Genomic DNA, 22,743 nt, shown 5'->3' with positions numbered 1-22,743 from the left:
TTCAATTTCGGTTGGACGCCCCTGAGTCTCACTCCGACGGGAGCTAATCCGTGAAAGACTTACTTAAGTTTCTGAAAGCGCAAACTAAGACCGAAGAGTTTGATGCGATCAAAATTGCGCTGGCTTCGCCAGACATGATCCGTTCATGGTCTTTTGGTGAAGTTAAAAAGCCGGAAACCATTAACTACCGTACCTTCAAGCCAGAGCGTGACGGTCTTTTCTGTGCCCGTATTTTTGGACCGGTAAAAGATTACGAATGCCTGTGCGGTAAGTACAAGCGTTTAAAACATCGTGGCGTAATCTGTGAAAAGTGTGGCGTAGAAGTTACACAGACCAAAGTACGTCGTGAGCGCATGGGCCACATTGAGCTGGCATCACCGACTGCGCACATTTGGTTCCTGAAATCACTGCCATCGCGTATCGGCTTGCTGCTGGATATGCCGCTGCGTGATATCGAGCGCGTGCTGTACTTCGAATCTTATGTTGTGATCGAAGGCGGCATGACCAACCTGGAAAAACGTCAGATTCTGACGGAAGAGCAGTACCTTGACGCGCTGGAAGAGTTCGGTGACGAATTCGACGCGAAAATGGGTGCAGAAGCTATCCAGGCGCTGCTGAAAAATATGGATCTGGAGCAAGAGTGCGAGCAGCTGCGTGAAGAGCTGAACGAAACCAACTCCGAGACCAAGCGTAAAAAACTGACCAAGCGTATCAAGCTGCTGGAAGCGTTCGTTCAGTCTGGTAACAAGCCAGAGTGGATGATCCTGACCGTTCTGCCGGTTCTGCCGCCAGATCTGCGTCCGCTGGTACCGCTGGATGGTGGTCGTTTCGCTACATCGGATCTGAACGATCTGTATCGTCGCGTGATCAACCGTAACAACCGTCTGAAACGCCTGCTGGATCTGGCTGCGCCAGATATCATCGTGCGTAACGAAAAACGTATGCTGCAGGAAGCGGTTGATGCCCTGCTGGATAACGGTCGTCGCGGTCGTGCGATCACCGGTTCTAACAAACGTCCTCTGAAATCTTTGGCCGATATGATCAAAGGTAAGCAGGGTCGTTTCCGTCAGAACCTGCTCGGTAAGCGTGTTGACTACTCCGGTCGTTCTGTAATCACCGTAGGTCCATACCTGCGTCTGCATCAGTGCGGTCTGCCGAAGAAAATGGCACTGGAGCTGTTCAAACCGTTCATTTACGGCAAGCTGGAACTGCGTGGCCTGGCCACCACCATCAAAGCCGCTAAGAAAATGGTTGAGCGTGAAGAAGCTGTCGTTTGGGACATCCTGGACGAAGTCATCCGTGAACACCCGGTCCTGCTAAACCGTGCACCAACGCTGCACCGTTTAGGTATTCAGGCCTTTGAACCGGTTCTGATCGAAGGTAAAGCAATCCAGCTTCACCCGCTGGTTTGTGCGGCCTATAACGCCGACTTCGATGGTGACCAGATGGCTGTTCACGTACCGCTGACGCTGGAAGCCCAGTTGGAAGCGCGTGCGCTGATGATGTCGACCAACAACATTCTGTCACCGGCGAACGGCGAACCAATCATCGTTCCTTCACAGGACGTTGTACTGGGTCTGTACTATATGACCCGCGACAAAGTGAATGCCAAAGGTGAAGGCATGGTGCTGACCGGCCCGAAAGAAGCTGAGCGTGTATATCGCGCTGGCCTGGCCGAGCTGCATGCGCGCGTTAAAGTGCGTATCACTGAGTACAGCAAAAACGAGCAGGATGAGTTCGTTGCGAAAACCAGCTTGATCGACACCACCATTGGTCGTTCGATTCTGTGGATGATCGTACCGAAAGGTCTGCCTTTCTCCATCGTCAACCAGGCGCTGGGTAAAAAGGCTATCTCTAAAATGCTGAACACCTGTTATCGCATTTTGGGCCTGAAGCCGACCGTTATCTTTGCTGACCAGACCATGTACACCGGTTTCGCCTACGCCGCCCGTTCAGGTGCGTCTGTGGGTATCGACGACATGGTTATCCCAGCCAAGAAAGTGGAAATCATCTCTGAAGCGGAAGCCGAAGTGGCCGAAATTCAGGAACAGTTCCAGTCTGGTCTGGTTACCGCCGGCGAACGTTACAACAAAGTCATCGATATCTGGGCTGCCGCGAACGAGCGCGTAGCGAAGGCGATGATGGAAAACCTCTCAACCGAGACCGTGATTAACCGTGACGGCGAAGAAGAGAAACAGGTTTCCTTTAACAGCATCTTTATGATGGCCGACTCCGGTGCGCGTGGTTCTGCTGCACAGATTCGTCAGCTGGCCGGTATGCGTGGTCTGATGGCTAAGCCAGATGGCTCCATCATTGAAACGCCTATCACCGCGAACTTCCGTGAAGGTCTGAACGTACTTCAGTACTTCATCTCGACGCACGGTGCACGTAAAGGTCTGGCGGATACCGCACTGAAAACCGCGAACTCCGGTTATCTGACGCGTCGTCTGGTTGACGTTGCGCAGGATCTGGTTGTGACCGAAGACGACTGTGGTACACACGAAGGCATCATGATGACGCCGGTCATCGAAGGTGGCGACGTGAAAGAACCGCTGCGTGAGCGTGTTCTGGGTCGTGTGACTGCGGAAGACGTGCTGAAGCCTGGTACGGCTGACATTCTGGTTCCACGTAACACCCTGCTTGATGAGCACTGGTGTGACGTGCTGGAACTGAACTCAGTAGACAGCGTGAAAGTGCGTTCTGTTGTTGGTTGTGAAACCGACTTTGGTGTGTGTGCGCATTGCTATGGTCGCGACCTGGCACGTGGTCACATCATCAACAAAGGCGAAGCAATCGGTGTTATCGCGGCACAGTCCATCGGTGAGCCGGGTACACAGCTGACGATGCGTACGTTCCACATCGGTGGTGCGGCATCACGTGCGGCTGCTGAATCCAGCATTCAGGTGAAGAACAAAGGTACCATCAAGCTGACCAATGCCAAGTCGGTAACGAACTCGGCAGGCAAGCTGGTGATCACCTCGCGTAACGTTGAACTGAAAATGATCGACGAATTTGGCCGTACGAAAGAGAGCTATAAAGTTCCTTACGGTGCGACCATGGCGAAAGGTGATGGTGAGCAGGTTGCTGCGGGCGAAACCGTTGCAAACTGGGATCCGCATACCATGCCGGTTATCACGGAAGTGGGCGGTTTCATTCGCTTCACCGACATGATCGACGGTCAGACCATTACGCGTCAGACTGACGACTTAACCGGTCTGTCATCGCTGGTGGTCCTGGATTCTGCTGAGCGTACCTCAGGTGGTAAAGACCTGCGTCCAGCCCTGAAAATCGTTGATGCCAGCGGCAATGATGTTCTGATCCCAGGTACCGATATGCCTGCTCAGTACTTCCTGCCAGGCAAAGCGATTGTACAGCTGGAAGATGGCGTGAAGATCAGCTCGGGTGATACCCTGGCGCGTGTTCCGCAGGAATCGGGCGGTACCAAGGATATTACCGGTGGTCTGCCACGCGTTGCTGACCTGTTCGAAGCGCGTCGTCCGAAAGAGCCAGCAATTCTGGCGGAGATCAGCGGCATCATCTCCTTCGGTAAAGAAACCAAAGGTAAGCGTCGTCTGGTGATTACACCGTTGGATGGTAGCGATCCGTACGAAGAGATGATTCCGAAATGGCGTCAGCTGAACGTGTTCGAAGGTGAACGTGTTGAGCGCGGTGACGTGGTTTCCGATGGCCCAGAGTCACCACATGACATCCTGCGTTTACGTGGCGTGCATGCGGTTACTCGTTACATCACTAACGAAGTGCAGGAAGTTTACCGTCTGCAAGGCGTTAAGATTAACGACAAGCACATCGAAGTCATCGTTCGTCAGATGCTGCGTAAAGCAACCATCATGAGCGCGGGTAGCACCGAGTTCCTGGAAGGTGAGCAGGCTGAATTCTCTCGCATCAAGATCTCTAACCGTGAACTTGAAGCGAACGGAAAAGTTGGCGCAACCTTCATGCGTGACCTGCTGGGTATCACTAAAGCGTCACTGGCAACCGAATCGTTCATCTCTGCTGCATCGTTCCAGGAAACTACACGTGTCCTGACTGAAGCGGCAGTAGCAGGCAAGCGCGATGAACTGCGCGGTCTGAAAGAGAACGTGATCGTGGGTCGTCTGATCCCGGCTGGTACCGGTTACGCTTATCACCAGGATCGTATGCGTCGTCGTGCGGCAGGCGAAGTGCCGGCTGCACCGCAGGTGACTGCTGACGAAGCATCCGCAAGCCTGGCGGAGTTACTGAACGCTGGTCTGGGCGGTAACAACGACGAGTAATCGTCAAACGCCTGATAAAAAACCCTGCTCTGGCAGGGTTTTTTTTATCTTTAAGCCATCAGTAAATATCGTGTCGGTTTAACCCAATGTCTTTTAACTGATAATCGCTAAGCCTGGACAAAATAGCGCGGGTTTCCCGCTGGCATTGCCAGCGTCGTATGTTCCTCCAGACAATGCGCAAGAACCGAAACGGTCTTATGGCAAATGGCGCAGCCGCGCGGTTTTCTTCATATCCCATGATCCTGCCCCTCGTTGTTTGTCTGAGAAACATTTTCACGTAGACCGCCTGTTCGATACAGATTCACACAGAACAAATATTTAACATACAGATTGCGCGTTGACGCATCTGAATGGTAGAAATAGCGTGAATCTGTACCGCTTTGCAGGGCAGTAAATTTTCATAAGGCATACAATGACGCGTTATCAACATTTAGCCATGCTGCTGGAAAAGCGCATTGCGCAGGGGCTGTATCGGCACGGAGAACGGTTGCCCTCGGTGCGCAGCCTGAGTGCTGAACACGGTGTCAGTATTAGCACCGTGCAACAGGCCTATTATTTGCTGGAGCAGAAACAGTTGATCATCCCGCAGTCCCGTTCGGGCTATTACGTCGCGCCGCATAAAGCGATGCCGCCCATTCCGGCTCTGACCCGACCGGTACAGCGCCCGGTGGAAATTACGCAGTGGGATGCGGTATTTGATCTGCTTAACAGCCGGCTGGAAGATGATATATTGCAGTTGGGCAGCGGCATGCCGGATCTCACACAGTCAACCCTGAAGCCGCTCTGGAAAGCGTTTAGTCGGCAGGCACAGAAGCAGGAAAGTACGCTGCTGAATTACGATAATCTGTATGGTGTGACCTGCCTGCGAGAGCAGATCGCCCGGCTGATGATTGACAGTGGCTGTCAGCTCAGCCATGAAGATATTGTCATTACGACGGGTTGCCATGAAGCCCTGTCTGTTTCCATTCGCGCTGTCTGCCAGCCTGGCGATATCATCGCCGTAGAATCACCATCCTTTCACGGTATCATGCAAACGTTGCGCGGTTTTGGCATTCGCGCCATTGAGATTCCCACCGATGCGGTAACGGGCATCAGCCTTGAAGCGTTAGAGCTGGCCTTTGATCAGTGGCCGATCAAGGCCGTCGTGGTGGTGCCCAACTGTAATAACCCACTTGGTTTCATCATGCCAGAGAAGCGCAAGCGCGCCCTGTTGGCCTTAGCGCAACGTTTTGACGCCGCGATTATTGAAGACGATGTCTATGGCGAGTTGGCCTGGGAGTATCCACGGCCTTCATCCATTAAATCGATGGATGAAGACGGGCGCGTATTGTTATGCAGTTCATTTTCAAAAACGCTGGCGCCGGGTCTGCGCGTAGGCTGGGTGGCGCCGGGGCGCTACCGCGATCGGGTATTGCATATGAAATACATTGGAACCGGCTCTACTGCGACTCAGCCTCAGCACGCAGTTGCAGAGTTTATTCAACAGGGGCATTACCTGACCCATCTGCGGCGGATGCGTCAGGTTTACCAACACAACTACGAAACCTTTATTTGCTGGGTACGGCACTATTTCCCCTGTGGAATCTGCGTCACGCGACCTCAGGGGGGATTTCTGATGTGGATTGAATTGCCAGAAGCCTTTGACGCCGTGCAACTTAATAATACGTTGCGGGCGTCCGGGATACAGGTTGCTGTGGGTTCGCTGTTTTCCGCCTCGGGCAAATATCGCAACTGCCTGCGCCTGAACTATGCCTTGCCTGCCAGCGATAAAGTTGAAAGGGCCCTGGCGATAACGGGCAGAGCTGTTGAGCTGGCGATGGCGGCATGTGTCCACGATCGGCCAAGGGCACATACCTCAGTTCCTGTGGGTGAGGAGCAGGGCCAGAAAGAGGAGGGAACTGGCCCTGGTCCGGCTATCCCGGCCGGACACCAGTGACTTTAAAGGACATAAAAAAGCCGCGCCAGTAGCAATCTTCATTGCCGTGCGCGGCTTTCCAGTTTTTATTTGCCTGTTGCACGACGTGCGAGTTTAACTGCGCGGCAGTGCGATTAATGCCCGGATTCGGGCTCTGTAAGCCTTAACAGTTCATGCGTTGCTGCCCGCCAGTCCTTTGCCTGCGTAATGGCGCTCACCACGGCGATGCTGCCGACACCGGTTTCCATCACCGCTGGTACGCGGTCTATGCTGATGCCTCCGATCGCGACTGTTGAGATGCCCTGTAACCGCCCCAGGTGGCGTTTAAGTTCTGCCAGGCCCTGAGGGGAGGATGGCATCACTTTCGTCTGGGTAGGAAAAATATGTCCCAGTGCAATATAGGAAGGGCGCAGTGCCAGCGCCCGATCCAGCTCTGCATCATCATGAGTTGAAAGTCCCAGCCGCAAGCCTGCGTGCAGGATCTGCTGCAGGTTAGCGACCTCTAAATCTTCCTGACCCAGATGGACGCCATAAGCCTGGTGTTTAATCGCCAGTTGCCAGTAATCATTGATAAACAGACGTGCCTGATAGCGCTTACCTGCGGCGATAGCCCGAATGATCATGGGTTCAACCACCTCGTCCGGCTGATCTTTGATCCGAAGCTGAAGGGTTCGCACACCGGCTTCCAGCAGGCGCTCTATCCATTCCACGCTGTCAACGACCGGATACAGCCCCAGACGTGATGCGGTTGCGGGAAAGGCGTTCATTTATTCCTCCTTTATTGCGGTCGCAGGGTGATACAGCTCACCGCCGCGCTCACGAAAATGATCAGACATTTTCGCCATCCCCACCTCAATCGCCTGAGCTTCGGCTTCCTGCCTTGCGGCGTAGTCACGCACTTCCTGGGTAATTTTCATTGAGCAAAATTTGGGGCCGCACATAGAGCAGAAATGGGCCACCTTACCAGACTCCTGCGGCAGGGTTTCATCGTGATAAGCCCGCGCGGTATGCGGATCCAGTGCCAGGTTAAACTGATCTTCCCAGCGAAACTCAAAACGTGCTTTGGACATCGCATTGTCACGGATCTGCGCGCCCGGATGACCCTTGGCCAGATCGGCTGCGTGCGCAGCGATCTTGTACGTAATTAAGCCCTGTTTAACATCTTCCTTGTTTGGCAGACCTAAATGCTCTTTGGGCGTGACGTAGCACAGCATGGCGCAGCCGAACCAGCCAATCATTGCGGCACCAATGCCGGAGGTAAAGTGATCGTAACCCGGAGCAATATCAGTGGTGAGGGGGCCCAGAGTGTAAAACGGCGCTTCATGGCAATGTTCCAGTTGTTCGGTCATGTTGCGACGGATCATTTGCATGGGAATATGGCCGGGGCCCTCAATCATCACCTGCACGTCGTATTCCCAGGCAATTTTCGTCAGCTCACCTAAGGTGTGCAGTTCCGCAAACTGCGCTTCGTCATTGGCATCCTGAATCGATCCCGGTCGCAGACCGTCACCCAGTGATAATGAGATGTCGTATGCCGCACAAATTTCACAGATATCGCGGAAGTGCTCATACAGGAAGCTTTCTCTGTGATGCGACAGGCACCACTTCGCCATAATGGAACCACCCCGCGAGACAATCCCAGTCAGGCGTTTCGCGGTCATGGGCACATAGCGCAGCAGCACGCCTGCATGAATCGTAAAATAATCCACGCCCTGCTCGGCCTGTTCCAGCAACGTGTCGCGGAAAATTTCCCAGTTCAGATCTTCTGCCACACCGTTAACTTTCTCAAGCGCCTGATAGATCGGTACCGTGCCGATAGGCACCGGGCTGTTACGCAAAATCCATTCACGGGTTTCGTGGATATAGCGGCCGGTGGAAAGATCCATGACGGTATCGGCGCCCCAACGCGTTGACCATACCAGCTTTTCAACCTCTTCTTCAATTGAGGAGGTCACGGCTGAGTTGCCGATATTGGCATTCACTTTCACCAGAAAATTACGCCCGATGATCATGGGTTCGGATTCGGGATGGTTGATATTTGCCGGAATAATAGCGCGCCCGGCAGCCACTTCCTGACGCACAAACTCAGGGGTAATATTTTCTGGCAGATGGGCGCCAAAACTGTGCCCTGGATGCTGCTGCAGCAGCACCTCGCCGCGGATGCGTTCCCGGCCCATATTTTCCCGCAGCGCGATAAACTCCATCTCCGGTGTGATTATGCCCCGGCGAGCATAATGGAGCTGGGTAACGCAGTGGCCTGCTTTCGCACGGCGTGGTGTGGGCAGGTGTTCAAAACGCAAGTGATCCAGGCCGTCATCGGCCAGCCGCTGTTGCGTGTAGGCAGAGCTGATTTGCACCAAATTTTCGCTGTCATTCCGCTCTTCAATCCAGCGCGCCCGCAGTTTATCCAGCCCCCGATGCACGTCGATTTGTGCGGCGGGATCGCCGTAGGCACCGGCCGTATCGTAAACCGGAACGGGCTCATTCTCCTCATAAACCGGCGCTTCTTTACTGCCGCTGGTCAGGGTCGGGCTGAGTTGAATTTCCCGCATTGGGACACGGATATCGTCGCGGCTACCGGTGAGCCAGATACGTTTTGAATTAGGAAAGGCACTGCCGCCCTGAAGAGAGTCAATGAATTCCTGTGCCTGAGCACGTTGTTCGCGACGGGTCGTTTTAGCAGTAGACATAGCAATATTCCAGTAAAAGGGAAGGTTGCTTGTCCGGAGTTCGGAAGGAGTAACGGCACTGCTGACACCCTTCGGTGGCGTACCGTATAAATTTACTCTTGTTCCCTTCGCAGGTTCTAACCTGATCAGGTTCCGCGGATCCCGAATTAACGGTCTCAGCCCTTAGGCACTCCGACAAGATGAGGTTTCAACGATTTCGCTACTGCGCCTGCCCGGCTTCACCCGGGAAAAAGGGATGGCATGGACAGCGCGCGTAGGTGACGTGTCAACCGTAAACACCGACTACGTTCGGCGTTAAACGTAAAGCCCACTCAGCATAAGGGGGCTTTTTGCTAATCACAAGTCTTTTACAATCGGTCAGGTTTTAGGCGGGGCGGGCAATTTCGCTGTCGTTAGCCACTGGCGGAGTCAGGTGATTATCCCATGCCATCTGGATGAGTTTGTCCTCAAGCGTAAAGCGTCCTTCCAGGGCTTCTCCGACCTCCGATAGCGCATTCTGAAAGGCGACGTAGTTATCGTCATCAATCGCCTGCTGCAGGTGTCCGTCATACAGCTTCATCAGTTGTTCGGTGTTGGCTTCCAGTGAGGGGTAAATCTGCGTTGCTGCCAACAGCGGACTGGTACCGTCCATTTCTCCGATCAGGCGTTGATAGAGGCTGAAGTGGCCGGATGAAAGGTAATCGACCAGATTGTGGCAAAAGTTATCAAGCGCCTGTTCATCCAGACGCGTCAGTGCCTCTTTCTTCGGCTTGATACCGACCAAATGGTAATAAGAAACCAGTAACTGGCGGCGAGCGGCCAGCCATGAATCGACCAGTTCATTACTGCCACCTACGCGTTGGGTCAGAACGTCTAACTGGTTGAGCATAGTTAACTCCGTATGCGTTATGCACCTTCATATTTCAGATTAGCGATGTGCCAATTGCGCTTGTTCTCCGCGAACCTGTCGGGATAAATAAGCGTGCTGTCGTCTTGCAACCAGAATTATTTGGGTATAGTTGTTCATCTACACACTTAACATCGGGACTTCAGCGTGCGGGTTGACGCTAAGGATGACGAAATAAATGCAATGCGAAATTTCAAGCGTAGACGCTGGATGGTGGATTGTCAGTAGTGAACAGAAAATTTGGTTACCGCAAGGAGACCTGCCTCACGGTAATGCGCAGCATTTTGGCCTGACGGGTCATCAGGGGCGCGTGATTGGTGAATGGCAGGGGGAGAATGTCTGGCTGATTTGCGAAACACGTTCGTCAGATATGCTGTCGTTGCGGCAGTTGCTTAACGAAGATCCGGGCCTGTTTCAGCTGGCAGGGCGCGGTGTACAGCTGGCCGAGTTTTATCGCTCTCACCGCTGGTGTGGCTACTGCGGCCATGAGATGCACGCCAGCAAGCGTGAATTTGCCTGCCTGTGCAGCCACTGCCGTGAACGCTACTATCCACAGATTGCGCCCTGCATTATCGTCGCCATTCGCCGGGGGGACGAGATCCTGCTGGCTAACCATGCGCGCCAGCGTAATAACATTTACACTGTGCTGGCCGGTTTCGTCGAAGTCGGCGAAACCATTGAACAGGCCGTCGCGCGCGAGGTAATGGAAGAGAGCAACGTGCGTGTCAGGAATGTCCGCTATGTCACATCGCAGCCCTGGCCTTTCCCGCAGTCTCTGATGATGGCGTTTATGGCAGAATATGATGGCGGCGAGTTACAACATGACGGCAAAGAGCTACTGGACGCCGGATGGTTCCGCTTTGATGCGCTGCCTCTACTGCCGCCGCCCGGTACCGTCGCCCGTCGATTAATTGAAGATACGGTGGCCCTCTGCCGCGCTGAGGCGTGAGAGTGCTACACTACTCGCTTGATACCGAGAGAGTCCTGAGATGAGTGAACTGAAGAACGACCGTTATTTGCGCGCCCTGTTACGCCAGCCTGTAGATGTCACCCCCGTATGGATGATGCGGCAAGCCGGGCGTTATTTGCCGGAATATAAAGCGACGCGTGCCCAGGCAGGCGATTTTATGTCGCTGTGCAAAAATGCCGAACTGGCCTGCGAAGTCACCCTGCAACCCCTGCGTCGCTTCAAGCTGGATGCGGCGATCCTCTTCAGTGATATTCTCACCATCCCTGATGCGATGGGGCTGGGTTTATACTTCGAAACAGGCGAAGGCCCGTGCTTCTCCAACCCGATTACCTGCCGTGCTGATGTCGATCGCCTGCCGGTGCCCGATCCTGAACAGGAGCTGGGTTACGTGATGAATGCGGTACGCACCATCCGTAAAAACCTCAACGGCGAAGTCCCATTGATTGGCTTCTCAGGCAGCCCCTGGACGCTGGCGACCTATATGGTTGAAGGGGGAAGCAGCAAAGCCTTCACCAAAATCAAAAAAATGATGTATGCCGAGCCTGCCACGCTGCACGCCATGTTGGATAAGCTGGCCGACAGTGTCATCCTCTATCTTAATGCTCAAATCCGCGCCGGTGCGCAGTCGGTGATGGTCTTTGACACCTGGGGCGGCGTGTTAACCGGCAACGACTATCGTGAGTTCTCGCTTTACTACATGCATAAAATTGTCGATAGCGTGCTTCATGAGAACGAAGGCCGTCGTGTGCCCATCACCTTGTTTACCAAGAATGGTGGCCAGTGGCTGGAAGCCATTGCTGAAACGGGCTGTGATGCACTAGGTCTGGACTGGACTATTGATATCAGCGAAGCCCGCCGCCGTGTCGGCCACAAAGTTGCTTTGCAGGGCAACATGGACCCTTCCATGCTTTACGCCCCCCCGGCGCGAATCGAGCAGGAAGTGGCAACGATTCTGGAAGGATTCGGTAAGGGTGAAGGCCACGTCTTCAATCTGGGACACGGCATCCATCAGGATGTTCCACCCGAGCATGCCGGCGTATTTGTTGAGGCGGTGCACCGTCTGTCACGCCAGTATCATTCGGCGTCATAATGGATATCGCCGCTCTTCGCGCGGAGCAACGCCAGCGGGCCGCTGAAGTCGTGCTGCAGGATGATTTTGACGTGCTGCCGCCACGCTTTATTGGTGGCGCAGATGTCGGTTTTGAGCAGGAAGGCGCTGTGACGCGTGCGGCACTGGTTATTCTTGAGTACCCGTCCATGAAGCTGGTGGAACACCGCATTGCGCGCATTGACACCACCATGCCTTACATTCCGGGCTTTCTCTCTTTCCGTGAGTATCCAGCCCTGTTAGCGGCATGGAACATGCTGGAGCAGAAACCGGACCTGTTATTTGTCGACGGTCACGGCATCTCACATCCGCGCCGGCTTGGTGTCGCGTCGCATTTTGGGTTGATGGTGGATGTTCCCACTATCGGTGTTGCGAAAAAGCGTCTGTGCGGGCACGTTGAGGCGCTGGATGAAACGCCCGGCAGTCGGCAGCCGTTGATGGATAAAGGAGAACAAATTGGCTGGGTATGGCGCAGCAAGGCACGCTGTAACCCGCTGTTTGTTGCCACCGGACACCGCGTCAGTCTCGACAGCGCTCTGGAATGGGTGGAAAAGTGCACACAGGGCTACCGTTTACCGGAGCCCACGCGCTGGGCGGATGCTGTGGCATCTCGCCGACCCGCATTTCTGCGCTGGCAAAGCGCGCTTTAACACTGTTTGTATGGCGCTTTTGGGTTACACTGCCGCCAGCGAAACGAATAAGAGCTCTGTGTATGTTACAAAACCCTGTACATCTGCGTCTGGCAAAGCTGGAAAGCTGGCAACACCTGACGTTTATGGCTTGCCTGTGCGAGCGCATGTATCCCAACTATGTGGCTTTTTGCCAGCAAACCGAGTTTGCCGATCCTGCACTTTACCGCCGTATTCTGGATCTGATTTGGGAAACGCTGACGGTTAAAGATGCGAAGATCAATTTTGACAGCCAGCTGGAAAAGCTTGAAGCGGTGATTCCCGATGGCGATGCGTTTGAGGTTTACGGTGTCTATCCGGCCATTGATGCCTGCGTGGCATTGAGTGAAGTGCTGCATTCGCTGTTAAGCGGGGACACGCTTGAACATGCGATTGAAGTCAGCAAGACTTCGATCACCACCGTTGCCATCCTGGAAATGACTCACGAAGGTCGCGAAATGACCGATGAAGAGCTACGAGAAAATCAGGCTGTCATCGACGAATGGGACCTGCAATGGGAGATTTTTCGCCTGCTCGCGGATTGTGAAGAGCGAGACCTCGAATTGATAAAAGGTCTGCGATCTGACCTGCGTGAGGCGGGAATTAGTAACATCGGTATAAAAATTCAGCAATAAGGCGAGAAAACGTGACTTCAGGCCTTAATTAGCGCGCCTGAAGGCTTCACATCAGCCCCCAGTCTGGTCTACATTTGGGGGGCTGAAAATTGTGGCTATCGGTGCGTGCAGGCTGAAGAGTGCCCGAAGCTGGCTTTTCCCTCGCACTCGTTGCTTAGCAAGCGATAAATACACTTTAAGGATAACTTATGAACAAGACTCAACTGATTGATGTGATCGCAGAAAAAGCTGACCTGTCTAAAACCCAGGCCAAGGCAGCGCTGGAATCTACTCTGGCTGCAATCACTGAGTCTCTGAAAGAGGGTGATGCTGTACAACTGGTTGGTTTTGGTACTTTTAAAGTGAACCACCGCGCTGAGCGTACCGGTCGTAACCCACAGACTGGCAAAGAAATCAAAATCGCTGCGGCAAACGTACCTGCATTCGTGTCTGGTAAAGCTCTGAAAGACGCCGTTAAGTAAGACGTCGCACTGCGGTAACGTTTTAAAACAGGGGCGGTTTCGCCCCTTTTGTTTAGGGGCCAGCCACCATGACTACGCTGTTTCAGCGATTATCAGCCCTGCTTCTCTCCTCATTTCTCATTGGGTGTAGTTCAACACCCGACATTCCGGCTTTCTCGGCCAGCGGTTATCTCGCCGATCGCGGCAGTGTCCGTATCTGGCGCAAAAATACCGATCATCACTCGGTACATATTCGTACGCTCTATAATCCGTTCAACAGCGAAAAAAGTGAAATTACGGACTATCGCTGGCTCGGCGATGATCTGATCAGCGTGGAACGCCAGGTGAAAGGCGAAAAGCCAGACGACGTTACGCTACGCTTTGATCAAGGCGGCAATCTCAATTTTATGCAGCGCCAGCTCGCGACGCGCCGTGAGGCAGTCAGTCCGGATGCGGTTGAGCTTTACAAGTTTGATGCACAACGTATGCGTGAAGTCAGCGATGCGTTGTTAAGTGGGCGGGTGTTTCTGAAACAAGGACACTGGTCAGGTGGAAGCGTTGTGACAACCTGTGAGGGCCAGCAGGTGACGCCGGCTTTCGACAGTTATGCACTGCAGACGCTTACGCACTACCGCCGTGATAAGGCGGAACCCTTGATGATTTCATGGCTGGAGGCGCCTGAAGGCGTGCAGTTGCTGCGTGTGACTCAAAAAGATGAATGCGCGGATGCGCCGGATGAGGCGAATTTCTGAGGCAATAAAAAGGGGCACTGGGTGCCCCTATGATCATTATTTACGGTTAATGGCGCGATAGCCGATGTCGCGTCGACAGAAACTGCCTTGCCATGAAATCGGCTTAGCCAGTTCGTAAGCCCGTTTCTGTGCGGCAGCAACATCATCGCCTAGCGCGGTGACGCAAAGAACCCGCCCACCGTTCGTCAAAACCCGATTCTCTTCAAGGCGCGTCCCTGCGTGGAAAACTTTGCCGTCGGCAACCTCTTCCAGCGGCAGACCGTGAATCTGATCGCCGTTGTTGTATGAGCCGGGATAGCCCCCGGCCGCCAGCACCACGCCCAGTGAAGGGCGGGGATCCCATTGTGAGTCTTTTTGATCGAGCTTGCCTTCACAGGCGGCCAGACAAAGATCCACCAGATCCGACTGCAGGCGCAGCATAATGGGTTGTGTTTCGGGATCGCCGAAGCGGCAGTTGAATTCGATGACTTTAGGCTGACCCGCTTGATCGATCATCAGCCCGGCATATAAAAAGCCCGTATAGACATTGCCTTCGGCGGCCATGCCACGTACGGTTGGCCAGATAACCTGATCCATAACGCGCTGGTGGATTTCATCGGTCACCACCGGGGCAGGGGAATAAGCACCCATTCCTCCCGTATTCGGCCCGGTATCGCCGTCACCCACTCGTTTATGGTCCTGGCTGGTGGCCATTGGCAACACATTCTCGCCATCAACCATCACGATAAAGCTGGCTTCTTCGCCGTCCAGAAACTCTTCAATCACGATACGGTGCCCGGCATCACCAAACGCATTGCCCGCCAGCATATCCTGCACGGCATCTTCCGCTTCCTGCAGCGTCATGGCCACAATCACGCCTTTACCGGCAGCCAGCCCGTCAGCTTTGATGACAATCGGCGCACCTTTTTCACGCAGATAAGCCAGCGCAGGGGCGACGTCGGTGAAGTTTTGGTACTCGGCACTGGGGATGTTGTGACGTGCAAGAAAGTCCTTGGTGAATGCTTTAGACCCTTCCAATTGCGCGGCGGCCTGAGTTGGACCAAAGATTTTCAATCCGGCGTCGCGGAATGCATCAACCACGCCTGCCACTAACGGCGCTTCAGGGCCGACAATGGTGAGATCAATCTGTTCACGTTGAGCGAAGGCCAGCAAAGCGGCAATATCGGTGGGGGCAATATCGACGTTCTGCAACGCGGGTTCCAGCGCTGTGCCCGCATTACCCGGTGCGACAAAAATGGTTTCTGCCAGCGGCGACTGCGCCGCTTTCCAGGCCAGTGCGTGTTCACGTCCGCCGTTACCGATGATTAAAATTTTCATAAAGGGCTCCACAGAATTAATGGCGGAAGTGACGCATGTCGGTAAAGATCATGGCAATACCATGTTCATCCGCTGCCGCAATCACTTCATCGTCGCGGATAGAACCGCCAGGCTGAATCACACAGCTTACGCCCACGGCAGCAGCGGCATCAATGCCATCCCGGAACGGGAAGAACGCATCGGAAGCCATCGCGGACCCTTTTACTTCCAGACCTTCATCACCCGCTTTGATTCCTGCAATTTTGGCAGAGTAGACGCGGCTCATCTGACCAGCACCTATGCCGATGGTCATATTGTCGCGCGCATAGACAATGGCGTTGGACTTAACGAATTTCGCCACTTTCCAACAGAACAGGGCATCACGCAGTTCCTGCTCAGAAGGTTGGCGCTTGCTGACGACGCGCAACTGGCTGGCATCGACCATACCGAGGTCGCGATCCTGAACCAGCAGACCGCCATTCACCCGTTTAAAATCAAGGGCAGCCACACGGCCCTGCCAGTCACCGCATACCAGCACGCGGACGTTTTGTTTTGACGCGGTCACCTTCAGCGCAGCTTCCGTTGCAGCAGGAGCGATGATGACTTCAACAAACTGTCGGCTGATGATGGCCTGGGCTGTCGCCTCATCCAGTTCGCGGTTAAAGGCAATGATGCCGCCGAAGGCCGATGTCGGGTCAGTCTGATAGGCACGCTCATAAGCTGCCAGAATTGACTCACCCACCGCAACACCGCAAGGATTGGCGTGTTTGACAATGACGCAGGCGGGCTCAACAAACTCTTTCACGCACTCAAGCGCGGCATCGGTATCCGCAATGTTGTTATAAGAGAGTGCCTTGCCCTGCACCTGGCTGGCGGTAGCGACCGAGGCTTCCTGCACATTCTCTTCTATATAGAAGGCGGCGTCCTGATGGCTGTTCTCGCCATAGCGCATATCCTGCTTCTTAATAAAGTTGAGATTGAGGGTGCGCGGGAAGCGGCCGGCTGGTTGGCTGGTTTCACCATGATAGGCAGGAACCAGAGTACCGAAGTAGTTAGCGATCATGCTGTCGTACGCGGCGGTATGTTCAAACGCTTTGATTGCCAGGTTGAAGCGGGTTTCGAGCGTCAGTGAGTTCTGATTGGCGTCCAGCTCAGCGATAATGGCCGGATAATCGCTGCTCTTAACGACAATCGCCACGTCTTTGTGATTCTTGGCCGCCGAGCGCACCATTGTCGGGCCGCCAATATCAATGTTCTCAACGGCGTCTTCCAGTGAGCAATCTGGTTTTGCGACGGTTTGGGCAAAGGGATAAAGATTGACGACCACCATATCAATCGGACTGATCGCGTGCTGCGCCATCACCGCATCATCTTGTCCACGACGTCCTAAAATGCCGCCATGGACTTTTGGGTGCAGTGTTTTAACACGTCCATCCATCATTTCCGGGAAGCCGGTGTAGTCAGACACTTCTGTGACGGGAAGTCCCGCCTCTGCGAGCAGGCGAGCGGTACCACCTGTGGAGAGCAGCTCAACACCGCGCTGAGAGAGTGCCTGAGCAAATTCGAGGATGCCGGCTTTATCAGAAACACTGAGCAGGGCGCGGCGTAAAGGACGAGGTTGTTGCATGGTGGTTTTATCCCTTGGCTTTGATTCGCGTAAATAAGAGCGTTACATCAAGCTTGCGTGTTTGCTTTTCTCTATATAGAGCAGCAAAAGCGTAAAAACTTCAGGTAACGCCCCGAAAAGGGGCATCCATTGCGTTGCGGGGCATTGTAGCGAAAACGTTTGCGTGATGCTCGTCTAAATTTGATGCGGTCGGGAATGTGGATAACTTTGTGCGTAACTGCGTATAAGGCGGGGTTTTGCTGTGGAATGCAGCGAACAGTCATTTTTATTGAATTTAGCCCTTGTCAGCCAGAGAGAACTCCCTATAATGCGCCTCCATCGACACGGCACAACGGCTTACGGAATGCGGTGTTGAGAGGGTTCAGGAGACTGAACCGCCGGAGAAAAACTTCTGAAAAAAGAGGTTGACTCTGAAGGAGGAAAGCGTAATATACGCCACCTCGCGACAGACGGTTAACCCGCTGTTCGCACTGCTCTTTAACAATTTATCAGACAATCTGTGTGGGCACTCGCAGGATTGATATCAGCGTCTCCGGACGTAAAAAATATCAAGTCTTAAGAGTGAACACGTAATAAATTCATTACGACGTTTTCCTTGAGCATCGCTGAACTGGTTTCAGCAAATCAAACTTTAAATTGAAGAGTTTGATCATGGCTCAGATTGAACGCTGGCGGCAGGCCTAACACATGCAAGTCGGACGGTAGCACAGAGGAGCTTGCTCCTCGGGTGACGAGTGGCGGACGGGTGAGTAATGTCTGGGGATCTGCCCGATAGAGGGGGATAACCACTGGAAACGGTGGCTAATACCGCATAACGTCGCAAGACCAAAGAGGGGGACCTTCGGGCCTCTCACTATCGGATGAACCCAGATGGGATTAGCTAGTAGGCGGGGTAATGGCCCACCTAGGCGACGATCCCTAGCTGGTCTGAGAGGATGACCAGCCACACTGGAACTGAGACACGGTCCAGACTCCTACGGGAGGCAGCAGTGGGGAATATTGCACAATGGGCGCAAGCCTGATGCAGCCATGCCGCGTGTATGAAGAAGGCCTTCGGGTTGTAAAGTACTTTCAGCGGGGAGGAAGGCAACAAGGTTAATAACCTTGTTGATTGACGTTACCCGCAGAAGAAGCACCGGCTAACTCCGTGCCAGCAGCCGCGGTAATACGGAGGGTGCAAGCGTTAATCGGAATTACTGGGCGTAAAGCGCACGCAGGCGGTCTGTTAAGTCAGATGTGAAATCCCCGGGCTTAACCTGGGAACTGCATTTGAAACTGGCAGGCTTGAGTCTCGTAGAGGGGGGTAGAATTCCAGGTGTAGCGGTGAAATGCGTAGAGATCTGGAGGAATACCGGTGGCGAAGGCGGCCCCCTGGACGAAGACTGACGCTCAGGTGCGAAAGCGTGGGGAGCAAACAGGATTAGATACCCTGGTAGTCCACGCCGTAAACGATGTCGACTTGGAGGTTGTTCCCTTGAGGAGTGGCTTCCGGAGCTAACGCGTTAAGTCGACCGCCTGGGGAGTACGGCCGCAAGGTTAAAACTCAAATGAATTGACGGGGGCCCGCACAAGCGGTGGAGCATGTGGTTTAATTCGATGCAACGCGAAGAACCTTACCTACTCTTGACATCCACGGAATTCGGCAGAGATGCCTTAGTGCCTTCGGGAACCGTGAGACAGGTGCTGCATGGCTGTCGTCAGCTCGTGTTGTGAAATGTTGGGTTAAGTCCCGCAACGAGCGCAACCCTTATCCTTTGTTGCCAGCGATTCGGTCGGGAACTCAAAGGAGACTGCCGGTGATAAACCGGAGGAAGGTGGGGATGACGTCAAGTCATCATGGCCCTTACGAGTAGGGCTACACACGTGCTACAATGGCGCATACAAAGAGAAGCGACCTCGCGAGAGCAAGCGGACCTCATAAAGTGCGTCGTAGTCCGGATCGGAGTCTGCAACTCGACTCCGTGAAGTCGGAATCGCTAGTAATCGTGGATCAGAATGCCACGGTGAATACGTTCCCGGGCCTTGTACACACCGCCCGTCACACCATGGGAGTGGGTTGCAAAAGAAGTAGGTAGCTTAACCTTCGGGAGGGCGCTTACCACTTTGTGATTCATGACTGGGGTGAAGTCGTAACAAGGTAACCGTAGGGGAACCTGCGGTTGGATCACCTCCTTACCTGAAGATACTTTCCCGCGAAGTGCTCACACAGATTGTCTGATAGAAAGATAAAGAAGCAAGACGGCTGCGAAGTCGAGACACGCGTACGTGTCCCCTTCGTCTAGCGGTTAGGACTCCGCCCTTTCACGGCGGCAACAGGGGTTCGAATCCCCTAGGGGACGCCACTTGCTTGGTGACAGGTGAAAGGTGTCTCCACAAAGTATCTCAAAACTGGCCTCAGGGTCACGTTTGAGATATTTGCTCTTTAACAATCCGGAACAAGCTGAAAATTTGAAACGACACAGGGTCGCATTCTTCCGTAATAAAGAATGATGACAATGTGTTCGAGTCTCTCAAAAGCTCATGACACGCAGCGTAAAACGCCTGTGGGTTGTGAGGTTAAGCGACTAAGCGTACACGGTGGATGCCCTGGCAGTCAGAGGCGATGAAGGGCGTGCTAATCTGCGATAAGCGCCGGTAAGGTGATATGAACCGCTACAACCGGCGATACCCGAATGGGGAAACCCAGTGTGATTCGTCACACTATCATGCAGTGAATACATAGCTGTATGAGGCGAACCGGGGGAACTGAAACATCTAAGTACCCCGAGGAAAAGAAATCAACCGAGATTCCCCCAGTAGCGGCGAGCGAACGGGGAGGAGCCCAGAACCATCATCAGCTTGTGCATCAGTGGAAGCGTCTGGAAAGTCGCAGGGTACAGGGTGATACTCCCGTACACAAAGGTGCACAGGCTGTGAGTTCGATGAGTAAGGCGGGACACGTGGTATCCTGTCTGAATATGGGGGGACCATCCTCCAAGGCTAAATACTCCTGACTGACCGATAGTGAACCAGTACCGTGAGGGAAAGGCGAAAAGAACCCCGGCGAGGGGAGTGAAACAGAACCTGAAACCGTGTACGTACAAGCAGTGGGAGCACCTTCGTGGTGTGACTGCGTACCTTTTGTATAATGGGTCAGCGACTTATATTCTGTAGCAAGGTTAACCGTATAGGGGAGCCGCAGGGAAACCGAGTCTTAACTGGGCGTTAAGTTGCAGGGTATAGACCCGAAACCCGGTGATCTAGCCATGGGCAGGTTGAAGGTTGGGTAACACTAACTGGAGGACCGAACCGACTAATGTTGAAAAATTAGCGGATGACCTGTGGCTGGGGGTGAAAGGCCAATCAAACCGGGAGATAGCTGGTTCTCCCCGAAAGCTATTTAGGTAGCGCCTCGTGAACTCATCTCCGGGGGTAGAGCACTGTTTCGGCTAGGGGGCCATCCCGGCTTACCAACCCGATGCAAACTGCGAATACCGGAGAATGTTATCACGGGAGACACACGGCGGGTGCTAACGTCCGTCGTGAAGAGGGAAACAACCCAGACCGCCAGCTAAGGTCCCAAAGTCATGGTTAAGTGGGAAACGATGTGGGAAGGCCCAGACAGCCAGGATGTTGGCTTAGAAGCAGCCATCATTTAAAGAAAGCGTAATAGCTCACTGGTCGAGTCGGCCTGCGCGGAAGATGTAACGGGGCTAAACCATGCACCGAAGCTGCGGCAGCGACACTATGTGTTGTTGGGTAGGGGAGCGTTCTGTAAGCCGTCGAAGGTGGCCTGTGAGGGCTGCTGGAGGTATCAGAAGTGCGAATGCTGACATAAGTAACGATAAACAAGGTGAAAAACCTTGTCGCCGGAAGACCAAGGGTTCCTGTTCAACGTTAATCGGAGCAGGGTGAGTCGACCCCTAAGGCGAGGCCGAAAGGCGTAGTCGATGGGAAACAGGTTAATATTCCTGTACTTGGTGTTACTGCGAAGGGGGGACGGAGAAGGCTATATCAGCCGGGCGACGGTTGTCCCGGTTTAAGCGTGTAGGTGTGTGTTCCAGGCAAATCCGGTTCACTTTACACTGAGGCGTGACGACGAGGCACTACGGTGCTGAAGTGATAAATGCCCTGCTTCCAGGAAAAGCCTCTAAGCATCAGGTAACACAAAATCGTACCCCAAACCGACACAGGTGGTCAGGTAGAGAATACCCAGGCGCTTGAGAGAACTCGGGTGAAGGAACTAGGCAAAATGGTGCCGTAACTTCGGGAGAAGGCACGCTGTCGGTAGGTGAAACCCCTCGCGGGTGGAGCTGAAGGCAGTCGAAGATACCAGCTGGCTGCAACTGTTTATTAAAAACACAGCACTGTGCAAACACGAAAGTGGACGTATACGGTGTGACGCCTGCCCGGTGCCGGAAGGTTAATTGATGGGGTTATCCGTAAGGAGAAGCTCTTGATCGAAGCCCCGGTAAACGGCGGCCGTAACTATAACGGTCCTAAGGTAGCGAAATTCCTTGTCGGGTAAGTTCCGACCTGCACGAATGGCGTAATGATGGCCAGGCTGTCTCCACCCGAGACTCAGTGAAATTGAAATCGCTGTGAAGATGCAGTGTACCCGCGGCAAGACGGAAAGACCCCGTGAACCTTTACTACAGCTTGACACTGAACACTGAGCCTTGATGTGTAGGATAGGTGGGAGGCTTTGAAGCGTGGACGCCAGTCTGCGTGGAGCCGGCCTTGAAATACCACCCTTTAATGTTTGGTGTTCTAACGTAGGCCCGTAATCCGGGCTGCGGACAGTGTCTGGTGGGTAGTTTGACTGGGGCGGTCTCCTCCCAAAGCGTAACGGAGGAGCACGAAGGTTGGCTAATCCTGGTCGGACATCAGGAGGTTAGTGCAATGGCATAAGCCAGCTTGACTGCGAGAGTGACGGCTCGAGCAGGTGCGAAAGCAGGTCATAGTGATCCGGTGGTTCTGAATGGAAGGGCCATCGCTCAACGGATAAAAGGTACTCCGGGGATAACAGGCTGATACCGCCCAAGAGTTCATATCGACGGCGGTGTTTGGCACCTCGATGTCGGCTCATCACATCCTGGGGCTGAAGTAGGTCCCAAGGGTACGGCTGTTCGCCGTTTAAAGTGGTACGCGAGCTGGGTTTAGAACGTCGTGAGACAGTTCGGTCCCTATCTGCCGTGGGCGCTGGAGAATTGAGGGGGGTTGCTCCTAGTACGAGAGGACCGGAGTGAACGCACCGCTGGTGTCCGGGTTGTCACGCCAGTGGCACTGCCCGGTAGCTAAGTGCGGAAAAGATAAGTGCTGAAAGCATCTAAGCACGAAACTTGCCCCGAGATGAGTTCTCCCTGAGCCTTTAAGGCTCCTGAAGGGACGTTGAAGACGACGACGTTGATAGGCCGGGTGTGTAAGCGCAGCGATGCGTTGAGCTTACCGGTACTAATGACCCGTGAGGCTTAACCTTACAACGCCAGAGGCGTTTTGGTTG

14 protein-coding genes, 1 tRNA gene, 2 rRNA genes and 1 riboswitch are annotated in these 22,743 nt (G+C 53.9%); of the genes, 11 read left to right on the top strand and 6 right to left on the bottom strand.

Annotation, left to right across the window (positions count from 1 at the left end; all coding sequences use genetic code 11):
• Positions 1-50: 50 nt before the first annotated feature.
• Positions 51-4,274, top strand: coding sequence for a DNA-directed RNA polymerase subunit beta' (gene rpoC, locus GKC68_RS21410; RefSeq protein WP_028722880.1), 4,224 nt, complete (start codon positions 51-53; stop codon positions 4,272-4,274).
• A 58-nt stretch (positions 4,275-4,332) separates the two neighbouring features.
• Here the strand turns inward: rpoC and GKC68_RS21405 are convergent, their stop codons facing one another.
• Complete coding sequence (locus tag GKC68_RS21405) at positions 4,333-4,512, bottom strand: DUF1127 domain-containing protein (protein ID WP_110957534.1); 180 nt, start codon at positions 4,510-4,512, stop codon at positions 4,333-4,335.
• 174 nt (positions 4,513-4,686) lie between these two features.
• On the opposite strand from GKC68_RS21405, the gene GKC68_RS21400 reads away from it, so the two are divergent.
• Positions 4,687-6,210 carry a PLP-dependent aminotransferase family protein gene (locus GKC68_RS21400; protein WP_047714176.1) on the top strand — a complete coding sequence of 508 codons (1,524 nt, stop codon included), beginning with the start codon at positions 4,687-4,689 and terminating at the stop codon, positions 6,208-6,210.
• Between the two features lie 113 nt (positions 6,211-6,323).
• Here the strand turns inward: GKC68_RS21400 and thiE are convergent, their stop codons facing one another.
• The 3 genes from thiE to GKC68_RS21385 form a co-directional block, all read right to left on the bottom strand.
• Entirely contained in the window at positions 6,324-6,956 is a 633-nt protein-coding gene (thiE, locus tag GKC68_RS21395; protein WP_047714177.1) for a thiamine phosphate synthase, read from the bottom strand.
• Complete coding sequence (thiC, locus tag GKC68_RS21390) at positions 6,957-8,879, bottom strand: phosphomethylpyrimidine synthase ThiC (protein WP_013024120.1); 1,923 nt, start codon at positions 8,877-8,879, stop codon at positions 6,957-6,959.
• Positions 8,880-8,964: 85 nt separating this feature from the next.
• Positions 8,965-9,063: riboswitch (TPP riboswitch) on the bottom strand.
• A gap of 180 nt (positions 9,064-9,243) precedes the next feature.
• Complete coding sequence (locus GKC68_RS21385) at positions 9,244-9,747, bottom strand: Rsd/AlgQ family anti-sigma factor (RefSeq protein WP_047714178.1); 504 nt, start codon at positions 9,745-9,747, stop codon at positions 9,244-9,246.
• Positions 9,748-9,943: 196 nt separating this feature from the next.
• Between GKC68_RS21385 and nudC the strand changes: the two genes are divergently transcribed.
• The 6 genes from nudC (at position 9,944) to GKC68_RS21355 (ending at position 14,338) form a co-directional block, all read left to right on the top strand.
• The gene (gene nudC / locus GKC68_RS21380) at positions 9,944-10,714 is read left to right on the top strand and encodes an NAD(+) diphosphatase (RefSeq protein WP_028722884.1); all 771 of its coding nucleotides are present in this window, start codon (positions 9,944-9,946) and stop codon (positions 10,712-10,714) included.
• A 40-nt stretch (positions 10,715-10,754) separates the two neighbouring features.
• Entirely contained in the window at positions 10,755-11,825 is a 1,071-nt protein-coding gene (hemE, locus tag GKC68_RS21375; protein WP_028722885.1) for a uroporphyrinogen decarboxylase, read from the top strand.
• Entirely contained in the window at positions 11,825-12,493 is a 669-nt protein-coding gene (nfi, locus tag GKC68_RS21370; RefSeq protein WP_028722886.1) for a deoxyribonuclease V, read from the top strand. The genes hemE and nfi overlap by 1 nt, the downstream gene beginning before the upstream one ends.
• A 62-nt stretch (positions 12,494-12,555) precedes the next feature.
• Positions 12,556-13,146: a YjaG family protein gene (locus GKC68_RS21365; protein ID WP_028722887.1), complete on the top strand. Its 591-nt coding sequence runs from the start codon at positions 12,556-12,558 to the stop codon at positions 13,144-13,146.
• A 188-nt stretch (positions 13,147-13,334) separates the two neighbouring features.
• A complete protein-coding gene (gene hupA / locus GKC68_RS21360) occupies positions 13,335-13,607 on the top strand; it encodes a nucleoid-associated protein HU-alpha (protein WP_006121511.1) in 273 nt (90 codons plus the stop codon).
• Between the two features lie 68 nt (positions 13,608-13,675).
• Positions 13,676-14,338 (top strand): DUF1481 domain-containing protein, encoded by a 663-nt coding sequence (locus tag GKC68_RS21355; protein ID WP_014595039.1) that lies wholly within the window; start codon positions 13,676-13,678, stop codon positions 14,336-14,338.
• A 36-nt stretch (positions 14,339-14,374) separates the two neighbouring features.
• Here the strand turns inward: GKC68_RS21355 and purD are convergent, their stop codons facing one another.
• Positions 14,375-15,655 carry a phosphoribosylamine--glycine ligase gene (gene purD, locus GKC68_RS21350; protein WP_342656487.1) on the bottom strand — a complete coding sequence of 427 codons (1,281 nt, stop codon included), beginning with the start codon at positions 15,653-15,655 and terminating at the stop codon, positions 14,375-14,377.
• Positions 15,656-15,671: 16 nt separating this feature from the next.
• The gene (gene purH, locus GKC68_RS21345) at positions 15,672-17,261 is read right to left on the bottom strand and encodes a bifunctional phosphoribosylaminoimidazolecarboxamide formyltransferase/IMP cyclohydrolase (protein WP_047714181.1); all 1,590 of its coding nucleotides are present in this window, start codon (positions 17,259-17,261) and stop codon (positions 15,672-15,674) included.
• 633 nt (positions 17,262-17,894) lie between these two features.
• Between purH and GKC68_RS21340 the strand changes: the two genes are divergently transcribed.
• From GKC68_RS21340 to GKC68_RS21330, 3 genes are all read left to right on the top strand, one after another.
• A 16S ribosomal RNA gene (locus GKC68_RS21340) occupies positions 17,895-19,436 on the top strand.
• A 92-nt stretch (positions 19,437-19,528) separates the two neighbouring features.
• Positions 19,529-19,603, top strand: a tRNA-Glu gene (locus GKC68_RS21335).
• A gap of 212 nt (positions 19,604-19,815) precedes the next feature.
• Positions 19,816-22,719, top strand: a 23S ribosomal RNA gene (locus GKC68_RS21330).
• The 16S and 23S rRNA genes sit together here with 1 tRNA gene alongside, the layout of an rRNA operon.
• Positions 22,720-22,743: the final 24 nt, after the last annotated feature.

Source organism: Pantoea sp. RSPAM1 (genome assembly GCF_038816185.1).
GTDB classification, from domain to species: domain Bacteria; phylum Pseudomonadota; class Gammaproteobacteria; order Enterobacterales; family Enterobacteriaceae; genus Pantoea; species Pantoea ananatis.
This window is presented reverse-complemented; position numbering and strand designations above follow the sequence as displayed.